We start from the raw sequence: 12,343 nt of genomic DNA on the forward strand, positions 1-12,343 counted from the left end.
GCCCCATAAATTCTCGTTGCTTATAACGGCGTTTTTGGCTAAAGGTTATTTTCAGGTCAAAAATCATGTCTGCCAAAGAAAACAACCAGCCCGCCAAGGCATTTGCCCACCCGGGATTTAAAAAACAGCAACGGCCATTTGGCATGAAGGGACGGCCGCTTGATGATTCGGCCTATCAAGAGGTTCTTCTTTTAATTGAAAATGCCAAGGACTTAAATCCGGAAAACAACAACCAGCCACGGCGCGATTTGCTTATCGAATACCTGCATTTAATCCAAGACAAATATAACGGCATCAAACAAAAACACGTGAAGGCATTGGCCGAGGTGATGAAATTGGCCGAGGCCGAGGTTTACGAGGTCGCCACGTTCTATGACCATTTCGATATGTTGGAAGATGACGAAACCCCGCCCGCCATCACGGTGCGGGTGTGCGATTCGGTGGTTTGCATGATGGCCGGCGCAAGGCAATTGATAAGCGATTTGGAAAAAATAAAACCGAGCGGCGTGCGGATAAAACCCAGTGCCTGCATGGGGCATTGCGACCACGCGCCGGTGGCGCAGGTTGGGCTTTCCTACGCCTACGACCTAAAGGGCAAATCGGGGGTCGAGGCCATTGCCAACAAAATTAAAAAGGGCGAGGTGTCAGCCGATAGGTTGCAACCATGGCCATTGGCAAAATTTCAAGCCGGCGAGGTCAAGGGTTACGATTTGTTAAAAAAAATTCGCGCCGATAAAAAATTTGGCGACGAGGTATTGGCAATGTTGGGTTCGGCCAATTTGCGCGGCCTGGGCGGGGCGGGCTTCCCCACCGCCAAAAAATGGCAAATCGTGCGCGACCTTGCCGGCAAAAAATTAATGGCGGTGAATATCGACGAGGGCGAACCCGGCACCTTCAAGGATTATTTCTACCTCGCCAACAACCCGCACCAATTTATCAGCGGCATGTTGATGGCGGCTGAAATTGTCGGCGTCGAAAAGATATTTATTTATTTGCGTGGCGAATACCCCGATATCAGGTTGTTGTTGCAAGATGCGTTGCGCGAGGCCGAACCATTTTTTGGCGATATCAAGGTCGAATTGCGGCGCGGCGCCGGTGCCTATATCTGTGGCGAGGAATCGGCGATGTTGGAATCTATCGAGGGCAAACGCGGCCTGCCGCGCAACCGCCCACCATTTGTCGCGCAGGTTGGTATTTTTAATCGCCCGACGCTGGTTAATAATGTCGAAACCCTCTATTGGGTGCCGGAAATTGTAACGCGCGGCGCGGCATGGTGGAGCAGTTTTGGCGCGAATGGTCGCGTCGGCCTGCGGTCATTTTCCCTGTCGGGGCGGGTAAAAAACCCGGGGGTGAAACTTGCGCCGGCCGGCATCACCATAAAATCATTGATTGACGATTACGGCGGCGGCATGGCCGATGGCCATGAGTTTAAAGGTTACTTGCCAGGCGGGGCGTCGGGTGGTATATTGCCGGCAACCATGGCCGATATCCCGCTCGATTTTGATACCCTGCAACCCTATGGTTGCTTCATCGGCTCGGCCGCGGTGGTGGTGTTGTCGGATAAGGATAACATCGCCGACATTGCCGAAAACCTCATGGCATTTTTTAAACATGAATCATGCGGCCAATGCACGCCATGCCGCGTCGGCACCGAAAAGGCATTGACCCTGATGCAGGGTCGCCAATGGCATAAGGATTTGCTCAACGAATTGGCGCAGGTCATGGGCGATGCCTCGATTTGCGGCCTGGGCCAGGCCGCCAGCAACCCCATCAAATCGGCGATGGCGCATTTCCCAAATGATTTTACCGCGCTGTAAATCTATGCTATAATATATAATAAAAACCATGAAAAAATTCTTTAAACTATTGCGCAAATATATTTTGGCCGGCGTGCTGGCCACCATACCGCTTTATTTGACGGTGGTGATTGTGCGCTGGGTGTTGGGTATTATCGACAGCAATGTGTTGCCATTCATCCCCGACGAATATGGCGGCAATATTCATGGCTTGGGTATTTTGATACTATTGTTGTTTTTTTTGGTGGTTGGTTTTTTTACCGCCAACCGCGGGGGCGGGTTGATAGTCGATTCACTCGATTGGTTGTTGGAAAAAATTCCATTTTTGGGTGAATTATATGGCAACATCAAGGATATTTTCAAAAAATTTACCACTGGAACTGGCACCGACGCCTTTTCGGCCGCGGTGCTGGTCGAATACCCGAAAGACGGGGTTTGGACACTGGCCTTTGTCACCAACCACCAACCGGGGGACGAGATAGAAAAAAAACTCGGCCCGGGGTTTTTGACGATATTTATGCCCTTTGTGCCGATACCGACCAGCGGCACGCTGTTCATTGTGCATGAAACAAAAACCATCCGGCTGGATATGAAAGTGAAGGACGCCCTAAGTTACATGGTGTCCTTGGGGGTGGCGCAAAAAGAGAAAAAACGTGCTAAAGGCCATTACATCATTGATAAAAAAATGATAAAGAAACTGACTGCTAAAAAAGCGAGCAAATAAGCAAGTAAAAAAAAATAATAAAAATAAAAAAGGTAAAAAATAATGAAACGCAAAATTGTCACCACCTGTTGTTGGGTGGTGTTGGCTTGTTCGCCCATTGCTATTGGCATGGGCAAGCCGATGCTGGCGATGGCGCAGACCGATGGTGGCGATAATAGCGCCGATAATAATAATGGGACGCCGCCCGCCACCGCAGGCAAGACAAATAATAAGGCCGCCAAGACCGCCACCACGCGCATGCTGAATAAATTGACGCTCGAATTGCGCGAGGAGAAAATGCCGGTCGGCACAGAAAAAAGATTTGGCAAATTGAAGATTAAGTTGTTTGCTTGCTATAAAAATTCGAACAGCGATTCGGTGGCGTTTTTCCAAATTTGGGATGGTGGCGCGCAACGCAAAAAACCGGGGGAGACAACCGAAAGCGTGGCGGTTAAAAATGCCAATGGCGAGACTCGGGTTTTTTCGGGGTGGATGTTTTCATCTTCCCCCGCCCTCAACCCGCTTGACCACGCGATATATGATGTTTGGTTGATTGGTTGCGACTAATCTACTTTTTTTTAATCTTAGGCTTGCATTTATTGCCGGCTAGGCTACAATTGGTTTAGTTTTGGCTTTGGCATCGCGGCATGGGTTGCCGCGACCAGCCCATTGCACGAAACAATTGCACAAACCAAAAGAAAATTGCCGTTAATATCATAATAATAAAAAATTGATAAAAAAAATGACTGGTAAAACCATCGCCTTTTTCCCCGAGGCCGCCTTCGGCCCCGCCCTTAATTCGGTCGGCATCGCCCAGGCCGTTGAACAATTGGGGCATCGCGCGGTGTTTTTGTGCGACCCGGGCTTTACCGGCGTTTTTCAACAATATGGTTTTACCGAATATCATGTGCCAATGTCGGAACCGATGCCGGCGGCGGAGATGGCAAAATACTGGTCAGATTTTATCAACGGCCATATTCCGAATTTCCGCAAAAGCCCCTATGACCAAATCGATAATTACGTGAAGGATTGCTGGGCGGCGATTGTCTCAACCGCCAAATGGGCGGAAAAATCCTTGCCCACTATTTTGGCCGATGTCAAACCGGACATGGTGTGTGTTGATAATGTTATTTTATTTCCCGCCATCAAACATTACAGCCAACAACATCAGGTGCCGTGGGTGCGGGTGATTTCATGTTCTGAAAACGAAATACCCGACCCGGCGATTCCGCCGCATCTGTCGGGTTGTGGCGAAAATGACACGGCGGGATTTAAAAAATTTGAAGACCATTTTAACCAAGTGATAAAAACCATCCATGCCGACTTCAATGGGTTCTTGCAAGATTGTGGCGAGGAACCATATCCGCTGGGGCAATTTTTTGAATCATCGCCCTACCTCAACCTGTTGCTTTACCCCAGCGCGGTAAAATTTAAACGCCGTCACCCGCTTGACGCGACATGTTTCCAATACCTGGAGGGATGCGTCCGGCGCGAGGCAGGTTATAAAATCCCGACCTTCGCCAACCATAATGACAAGCCGTTGCTTTATATTTCTTTCGGTTCGTTGGGTGCGGGCGATACGGCATTGTTGCAACGGCTTATCGATTTGGTCGGCGGCTTGCCCTATCGCGCCTTGGTCAATGTTGGCGATTACATCGATTCCTATAAAAACGTGCCTGGCAATGTGCATCTTGCCAAATGGTTCCCGCAACCCTCGGTCATCCCCCAGGTCGACGGCGTTATCCACCACGGCGGTAATAATTCCTTCACCGAATGTTTGTATTTTGGCAAGCCGGCGATTATTTTGCCCTATGTGTGGGACGGGCATGACAATGCCACCCGCCTGCAGGAAACCCACCACGGGTTAAAACTTGACCGCTATAATTGGACGAACGATGAAATGGCCAAGGCCATCCACACCATCTTGACCGATAAAACCATGGCACATAATTTGGCCATGGCGTCGCGCACCATGCAGGCAGAACCCGGGGCGGAGAAGGCTGCGCGGTTATTGGCCGAGCTTTTATAACACCCGCCTTTCACAAATAATTACCACGAAAAACGACATGACGAATTTACAATCCAGCGCGCCGCATATTCATGACGCAAGCCATTATAACGACCTGGCCGATTGGGGGCCGCAACCCGATGCGTTGGACGGCACGGCATCCCATTCGCATGGCCGATTGTTGCATAAGTCGGTTGCGACGGATAAAATGCCGGCTATAGAAACCGGTCTTTGGACCTGCACCCCCGGGCGATGGCAATTGGCGGTGCCGCGCGATGAATTATTGTGGGTGATGGTGGGCCAGGTGGAATATGAGGGAACGGCCGGCGATAAAATAACCATGGCCGCCAACGACGCGGTGTTGTTCCCCGCCGGTTGGCGCGGCGTGGCGCGCGTGGTCGAACCATTGCGGGTTAGTTATATTCTTTCCGCCACCCAAAAAATGGCCGGCACACCCGACCGACCGCAATTGTTGCGCAATCCCCTGGCGACATTGTTGGCGAAGGATTTAAAAAATTGGGGCGTGATACCAACGATGTTGGAAGGCGAAAGCACAACCGCCGGCTTGCTCCTCAACCGCGCGGGTGACGGCAGTGCCGAATGTGGTTTTTGGACCTGCACCCCGGGGTTTTGGCATTGTCATGTAACGCGCGACGAATATTGTCATTTTTTGGTCGGCGATGCGACCTATACCAACGATGCAACTGGCGAGGTGATAGAAATAAAACCCGACACCCTTGCTTTTTTTCCAAAGGATTGGCGCGGCACGTGCCGCGTGCATCGGCTGGTTAAAAAAATATATTTGATTGTTTAATTATTTTTATCGTTTATTTTTGCGGCGAAAGACAACTTGCGATAACTAACCCGTCGGTTGTTCCTATCCGCGTGGTTTTAGAATAGAATGAAGTCGGTAGAGGTTGTGGCGCGCGCCATCGCGGATTTTTTGAGGGGACAGACATTTAGATATTGGCCTTACACAAGCGGAATGGCTGGGTATGGGCGTTTTTTTAAAAAAAATTATAATATGTTTTTTATCGATAGCATTATTTTTTACATCGACGCCTATCGTTTTTGCTCAATCCAATCAAATGGTGGCGGCGGACAGCATCACGAATTTAAATATTAATGTCGCCACTGCCGCGCAACCGCAAGTCGAGGGCGAGGTTGCCCATACCCTGTCGCTGGACGAGGCGACCTGTTACATCGCCACGCTTGGCGGCCACAAGGTTAGTTACGTAGGATTTTATAACAAATGTAAACCCGGCACCGGCCTGGGGGTTGGGAAATTAAGCATCGTCAAGGAAAAGCCGGTTTTTACGCTTATTTTTTGCATCGGTTATTGCGGCGGGTTGAAAACCGGCGTGCCGGTGGCGGCGAAGGAAGAAAATATTAACAACCTTGATAATGGCACCGGCGAAAATATAAAACCCGGGGCGGTGAATATTTTAAATAAGCAACAAGCCGCCAAGAATAGACAAGCACGCCAGGCAGAACTGGCCAAGCAACGTGCCGAGGCCGCCAAGCAACGTGCCGAGGCGGATAAGATTGCGCGGGAAGAAAAGAAAGCACAGCAGGAAGAGGCATTGAAGGAAAAACAAGCCACGACGTTGGGGGAAAAGAAAGCCCTAAGAGAACAAGCCGCCAAGGAAAGACAGGCGCGCGAGGCGGAGCTGGCCAAGCAACGTGCGGAGGCCGCCAAGCAACGTGCCGAGGCGGATAAAATTGCGCGGGAAGAAAAGAAAGCACAGCAGGAAGAGGCATTGAAGGAAAAACAAGCCACGACGTTGGGGGAAAAGAAAGCCCTAAGAGAACAAGCCGCCAAGAATAGACAAGCACGCCAGGCCGAACTTGCCAAGCAACGTGCCGAGGCGGATAAGGCAAGACGTGCGCAAGAAGAAGCGGCCAGAAAAGAACGGCAAGAAAAATTAGCGGCCGAGGCGCAAGCTCGCCAAGAAAAATTGGCGGCCGAGGCGCAAGCCCGCCGGGACGCAATTAACAAGGCCAATAGCGAACGCGTCAGAAAAAACCTAGGGCAGTTAGAAAACCCGCGAAGGAACGATGATAAAAATCCCAATGCAAACACCATGTCGTTTGTTATTAAAAATGTCGAACCGACCACGCCGCCCGAATCGCCGGAACAACAGCAAAAAGATGTGGAATCAGGGCTGGCCGCGCTACGCCGCTTTATCGGCGGGCAAATAATATTAAAGGCCGATGTCGGTTATATTTACAATTTTTCGCAACCGGATAATTTTAAAACTTTGGGCCTGGGCACTTCGCAATTTCACACCATGGGTTATGGGGTGTCCTTCGGTTATACCCATCAGCTGGGGATTGGCCTGTCGGTCGATTACCTTGGTTTTCAAAATAATATCACCGCCATCGGTGTGGGCGAAAATGCCGATTACCAATATAATTACAAAACCGATTACAATATCGTCACCCTGACGCCGAATTATCGTTTTAAATTGGACAGCGACGGGCATTTCGGTATGCGCATTGGCCTTGGCATAGGGGTTAATAGGCCAAATATCTATTGGCATAAGGAACCCGTTCAAGCAGGCAATGGGGCAGGCGGCGGTGTGCGGGTGGCCAGTGGTGCGACATATGAAGGGCCGACACCCTACAGCTCTATCCATACTAAATGCGACGATATTTTTAATCCGGCCGATGATGGCTTCCTACGCAAAAAATATGACGATAGTCAGGGGTATGGCGAGGCACCCCCGGCGTGGCATAATTATTTTTGTAAGCCAGGCGAAAAACCGCCACGCGACAGGGATGCAGAGTTTGCGCGCATGCTGGAAGAGGATCGTGGGGCATTTGAGGGTGGGATTAGACCAGGCTCTTTTAAGTATGTAAGCGGCACGGTTGCCTATGGCGTATGGGATAAAATTTTATCTGAAGATAAAAACTTTACGGGTGCCGCCGTATTGAACGGGGCAACCGATTTTGAACATGGCCCGCCAACACCGGTGCGATATAATGTTTGGGATAGTTTATCACCAGAGACGCAGGCGGGATTGACCGCCGCCGGCGGATACCGTGAGCCGTTACTGACAGCGATTGGCCCAGACGCGACGCCGGTGCCAAAAACACTGCCGCAATCAACGCCGATACCCAGCGTCCTGGCCCCGGCATTACCAATTAATAACCCGGGCGATATAGCGAAAGATATAGGGTTGGTTATCGCGCCACAGGTTAGTGTTGAATATGATTACGGCATGCTCCACGCCGATATGAATATTCGTTACCTGCATGAATTTAAAAAGACAAAAATTTATGACGACAGCAACCTGACGATTAACAATCGACAGAACGTAAATTACACCAGCCAATCGGGTTCTTTGGCGGTGGTTTGGGTTTAAATTTCTAAGGTTGGTTTTTTTATAAATTTATTTTTTTGGGCGATGGGGTGTGGGCGAATCGTCAGCGGTGTATAACATGCAATAATGTCTCCAATAGATAAAAAAGCTAAAAATACTCTTAACCAGGGGAAAAGCGAAATAAGATTCTTTTTTGCAAAAGAATCACTTGGGCAAAACGACAAAAACCTATTGATAGGGAAAAAGATATTTTATATTTTATTTTTTTAAAAAATAAAATAATAGAATCCGCTTTGCTCACCCGTCCGATTGCTATAGAATGGACGTGTCGCCAGGTAAATAATCTTTTTCTTATTCTTCAACAGCCAATGCAAAAGACAAAAGGCACAAGGCAAATACTTAAGGAAAAGAAAGTAGGAGAGACAAATGTTGAAGGTTAATGTTGAGTGGGATCTAATTTTATATAATATATAATATTATATATTATATATATTTTAGATTTGAGTTTTTTGCGGACCTTCCGAAAACAACAACTACCTCGGTTCGCATTTTTCTGCTCCCCACCCTTGGTAAGGCAGGGGTGGGGAGCGGATAAAAACTCAAGACTGATGGTTCTATATCATCGCCACGGCGGCCAAAACAATAGCAGGAATGGCCGTTGTTATAGCAGCCAAAGCCATTTATAATTTTCCATAATTTCTTGACGAAAAAAAAGGACAAAAAATATTATTAGCAGGCCTGACAAAGCCCGCCATTATCTTCGCCACCAAATAGGTTTTGGCAATAAGCTAGAACAAACCTTCGACCTCACCCTGTTTATTCAGGTGGATTTTTTCCGCCGATGGCACCGACGGCAAGCCCGGCATGGTCATGATATCACCGCAAATTGCGACGATAAACCCCGCGCCGGCGGCCAATCGAACCTCGCGCACCGGCACATTATGGTGCAATGGCGCGCCCATTAATTTTGGGTCGGTCGAAAAACTATATTGGGTTTTGGCCATGCAAATCGGAAAATGGCCGAACCCTTGGTCTTCCCAGGTTTTTAATTTTTGCCGCACCGAACTATCGGCCTGCACCTCATCGGCGCGATAAATTTCGCGGGCGATGGTGGTGATTTTGTCAAACAATGGCATGTTGTCGGGGTAAAGCGGGCGGAATTGCGCCATGCCACTTTCGGCGACCTCGACCACTTTTTTGGCCAAGGCCTCGGTGCCCTTGCTCCCCTCGCCCCAGTGGGTGCAGGGAAAGGCCGACACGCCCATTTTTTCGGTGAATTCGCCAATCGCGGCCAATTCCTTTTCGGTGTCTTGGTGAAAACGATTGATGGCAACCACCGCCGGCACGCCAAACTTGCCAAGGTTTTGTAAATGCCGTTCTAAATTGGCCAGGCCTTTTTGCAATGCCGCCACGTTTTCTTTGCCCAGGTCGGGCTTGGCCACGCCGCCGTGCATTTTCAACGCACGCACGGTGGCAACCACCACCACGGCCGCCGGGCTTAAACCCGCCTTGCGGCATTTGATATCAAAGAATTTTTCCGCACCCAGGTCGGCACCAAACCCGGCCTCGGTCACCACGTAATCGGCCAGTTTTAAGGCCGAGGTCGTGGCGGAAACGCTGTTGCAACCATGGGCGATGTTGGCGAATGGCCCGCCGTGAATCATCGCCGGGTTGTTTTCTAATGTCTGCACCAAATTGGGGGAGAAGGCGTCTTTAAGAAGCACCGTCATCGGCCCCTCGGCCTTTAGGTCGCGGGCGCGCACCGGTTCTTTATCCATGTTTTGCGCGATAACAATATCGCCCAGACGTTTTTCCAAATCCTCCAGCGATGTCGCCAGGCAGAAAATCGCCATGACCTCCGACGCGACGGTGATATCAAAACCCGATTCGCGTGGGTAGCCATTGCTGGCACCGCCGAGGCTGATGATGGTTTGCCGCAGGGCGCGGTCGTTCATGTCGAGCACGCGACGCCACGAAACACGGCGGCTGTCGATGCGCAATTTGTTGCCCCAATAAATATGGTTGTCAATCAATGCCGACAGCAAATTATGCGCCGAGGTAATGGCGTGGAAATCGCCGGTGAAATGCAAATTGATGTCTTCCATCGGCACCACCTGGGCATAACCGCCACCGGCCGCGCCACCCTTAACACCAAAACATGGGCCGAGCGATGGTTCGCGCAATGCAACGATGGATTTTTTACCGATACGGCATAATGCGTCGTGCAACCCGACCGAGGTGGTGGTTTTGCCCTCGCCCGCCGGCGTTGGCGAAATGGCGGTTACCAAAATAAGTTTGCTTTTTTTGTTGGGTAATTTGTCTAAAAACTGGCGGTCAATTTTTGCCTTGGTGCGGCCATAGGGGTTTAAGGCTTCATCCGGTATGCCCAAATTTTTTGCTATGGTGCTGATGGGTTTCATTGTTGCCGCGCGGGCAATTTCGATATCGCTGGGGACTGTCGCCATGGATGCTCTGCCTTTTTTTAAGAAAATAGATAACGTTAATAAATATATAGGATAAAGAAAAGAACGGCCTATTCCGATTCAACCATCAAACAATCGATTAAAACCAACTGCCTAACTTTGTTGAAAAAACCGCCCTTTTCTTCATGGCGGAGACTAGCCGAATAGTAGCGCAAAAGCAAGCTGTGCAATCCCTATTTGCCCCCGCCACAACCGATTGTAATAAAAAGCAAAAACTGATAGGCAAAAACCAATGAAGCGGGTTGTTACATTTTTTGCTAATCGGCATTTTGTATTTTATATATTATGCGGCGGCGGCGGCGCGGCGACCGATTTTGTGGCTTACAGCGGCCTGGTCTGGGCGGGGGTATATTATCTTTATGCCAATGTGGCTTCCTACATGCTGGGCACCGGCGTTAGTTTTGCCCTGAACCGCCAATTTAATTTTAAAAAACGCGACAAGACATGGCACCGCTTATTAAAATTTTACCTGGTGGCGTTGGTGGGTTTTTTGGTATCAAGCGCGGTGTTGTTTTTGTTGGTCGATGGCATGATGCTGGATAAATTATCGGCAAAAATTATCACCATGGGGGTGGCGTTGGTGGTGCAATTTACCCTGAATAAATTATTTACCTTTGCCAAATAAATTTGCGAAATAAAAACATGAAGGATTTAAAAAAATACGATGTGGTGATTGTTGGTGCCGGTTTTGGCGGGTTGGCCGCGGCCTGGCGGTTGACGCGCGCCGGTTACCGCGTCGCGGTGGTCGAACGCGATGACGCGGTGGGGGGCCTGGGTGGCGATTTTGAATTTGCCGATGGCGTGCGGTTGGAAAAATTCTATCACCATTGGTTCAACAACGACACGGCGATATTGCAATTGATAAAAGATTTGGGTTTGGAAAAAAATATCAAACGCCTGGCGTCGCGCGTCGGGCTTTATTATAACAAGCAAGTCTGGCGGTTATCGACGCCGCTTGACCTGCTCCGATTTGGTGCCTTGCCCTTTATCGACCGGGTGCGTTTGGGGTTGATGGTGCTTCGCGTGCGGATGATAAAAAATTGGCGGCCGTTGGAAAAATTATCCATCGAGCAATGGCTGAAACCGATTTGCGGTGCCCGTGCCTATGACATTGTGTGGCGGCCGTTGATAGAATCAAAATTTTCGATTTACGCCAAAGACGTCAATGCGGTGTGGATGTGGAAAAAATTAACCCTGCGCGGTGGGTCGCGCAATAAAAAGGGCGATGAGGAATTGGTTTATTACAACGGCGGGTTTGGCAAATTGGCGCGGCAATTGGCGGCGGCGGTGGAAAAAAACGGCGGGGATATTTTTTTAAACACCGCGGTGGAAAAAGCCGTGATTGATAAGGGCGGCAAAACCATCGCCGCCCTGTCGCTGAAAACACGCAACGGCACAAAAACCATCAGCGGCGATAAATACATCTTCACCCCGGCCATGCCATTGGTCAGCGACATGTTGCGCGATTACAAAAATGCCGCCTTCCACAAGCAAATGCACGCCATTAAACATTTGGGCAATATATGCGTTGTGTTGCGTTTGAAAAAAAGCCTGTCCTCGACCTATTGGATAAATGTCAACGACCCGGGGTTTCCGTTTGTTGGGGTTATCGAACATACCAATTTTGACGCGCCGGAAAATTACGGCAACACGCCGATAGTTTTTTTATCGCGTTACATCGCCACCAGCGACAAATTGTGGAAATACAACAACCAACAATATCTTGATTATTGCGTCAGCCATGTCAAAAAAATGTTCCCCGATTTTGCCAAGGATTGGATAGTCGAATATAACATTTGGCGCGAACCATTTGCCCAACCGATTATGGAAAAAAATTATTCGCGGATGATTCCGCCGCAGGCCATGCCGCTTGGCAATGGTTACCTTTGCACCATGGCGCAAATTTACCCCGAGGACCGAGGCACCAATTACGCGGTGCGCGAGGGGCTGGCACTGGCGCAAAACATCATTGCGCACAATAATTAATTATCAAAAAATCGCCCTGCGATTTGTTGATAGCCGATATT

9 protein-coding genes are annotated in these 12,343 nt (G+C 49.5%); 8 read left to right on the top strand and 1 reads right to left on the bottom strand.

Translation table 11 applies throughout. The features are described 5' to 3' along the window. Positions 1-65 precede the first annotated feature (65 nt). From QM529_06430 to QM529_06455, 6 genes are all read left to right on the top strand, one after another. On the top strand, positions 66-1,817 hold the full coding sequence (locus QM529_06430) for an NAD(P)H-dependent oxidoreductase subunit E (GenBank protein MDI9314291.1): 1,752 nt from the start codon (positions 66-68) through the stop codon (positions 1,815-1,817). Positions 1,818-1,845: 28 nt separating this feature from the next. Then, the gene (locus QM529_06435) at positions 1,846-2,520 is read left to right on the top strand and encodes a DUF502 domain-containing protein (GenBank protein ID MDI9314292.1); all 675 of its coding nucleotides are present in this window, start codon (positions 1,846-1,848) and stop codon (positions 2,518-2,520) included. Positions 2,521-2,562: 42 nt separating this feature from the next. After that, positions 2,563-3,066 carry a DUF2155 domain-containing protein gene (locus QM529_06440; protein ID MDI9314293.1) on the top strand — a complete coding sequence of 168 codons (504 nt, stop codon included), beginning with the start codon at positions 2,563-2,565 and terminating at the stop codon, positions 3,064-3,066. Between the two features lie 175 nt (positions 3,067-3,241). Then, entirely contained in the window at positions 3,242-4,528 is a 1,287-nt protein-coding gene (locus QM529_06445) for a glycosyltransferase (protein ID MDI9314294.1), read from the top strand. A 37-nt stretch (positions 4,529-4,565) separates the two neighbouring features. Continuing rightward, complete coding sequence (locus QM529_06450) at positions 4,566-5,321, top strand: cupin domain-containing protein (protein ID MDI9314295.1); 756 nt, start codon at positions 4,566-4,568, stop codon at positions 5,319-5,321. 181 nt (positions 5,322-5,502) lie between these two features. Further along, positions 5,503-7,875 carry a cell envelope integrity protein TolA gene (locus QM529_06455; GenBank protein ID MDI9314296.1) on the top strand — a complete coding sequence of 791 codons (2,373 nt, stop codon included), beginning with the start codon at positions 5,503-5,505 and terminating at the stop codon, positions 7,873-7,875. A 746-nt stretch (positions 7,876-8,621) separates the two neighbouring features. Here the strand turns inward: QM529_06455 and QM529_06460 are convergent. After that, on the bottom strand, positions 8,622-10,298 hold the full coding sequence (locus QM529_06460) for a formate--tetrahydrofolate ligase (GenBank protein MDI9314297.1): 1,677 nt from the start codon (positions 10,296-10,298) through the stop codon (positions 8,622-8,624). Positions 10,299-10,548: 250 nt separating this feature from the next. On the opposite strand from QM529_06460, the gene QM529_06465 reads away from it, so the two are divergent. Together QM529_06465 and QM529_06470 are read left to right on the top strand one after the other, a co-directional pair. Beyond that, complete coding sequence (locus tag QM529_06465; GenBank protein ID MDI9314298.1) at positions 10,549-10,941, top strand: GtrA family protein; 393 nt, start codon at positions 10,549-10,551, stop codon at positions 10,939-10,941. A 17-nt stretch (positions 10,942-10,958) separates the two neighbouring features. Then, positions 10,959-12,302 carry an NAD(P)/FAD-dependent oxidoreductase gene (locus QM529_06470; GenBank protein ID MDI9314299.1) on the top strand — a complete coding sequence of 448 codons (1,344 nt, stop codon included), beginning with the start codon at positions 10,959-10,961 and terminating at the stop codon, positions 12,300-12,302. Positions 12,303-12,343: the final 41 nt, after the last annotated feature.

Source organism: Hydrotalea sp. (genome assembly GCA_030054115.1).
GTDB lineage: Bacteria > Pseudomonadota > Alphaproteobacteria > JASGCL01 > JASGCL01 > JASGCL01.

Coding starts and splice junctions, on each gene's coding strand:
- QM529_06430 (MDI9314291.1), top strand. CDS start 66: ATGTCTGCCAAAGAAAACAACCAGCCCGCCAAGGCATTTGCCCACCCG.
- QM529_06435 (MDI9314292.1), top strand. CDS start 1,846: ATGAAAAAATTCTTTAAACTATTGCGCAAATATATTTTGGCCGGCGTG.
- QM529_06440 (MDI9314293.1), top strand. CDS start 2,563: ATGAAACGCAAAATTGTCACCACCTGTTGTTGGGTGGTGTTGGCTTGT.
- QM529_06445 (MDI9314294.1), top strand. CDS start 3,242: ATGACTGGTAAAACCATCGCCTTTTTCCCCGAGGCCGCCTTCGGCCCC.
- QM529_06450 (MDI9314295.1), top strand. CDS start 4,566: ATGACGAATTTACAATCCAGCGCGCCGCATATTCATGACGCAAGCCAT.
- QM529_06455 (MDI9314296.1), top strand. CDS start 5,503: ATGGGCGTTTTTTTAAAAAAAATTATAATATGTTTTTTATCGATAGCA.
- QM529_06460 (MDI9314297.1), bottom strand. CDS start 10,298: ATGGCGACAGTCCCCAGCGATATCGAAATTGCCCGCGCGGCAACAATG.
- QM529_06465 (MDI9314298.1), top strand. CDS start 10,549: ATGAAGCGGGTTGTTACATTTTTTGCTAATCGGCATTTTGTATTTTAT.
- QM529_06470 (MDI9314299.1), top strand. CDS start 10,959: ATGAAGGATTTAAAAAAATACGATGTGGTGATTGTTGGTGCCGGTTTT.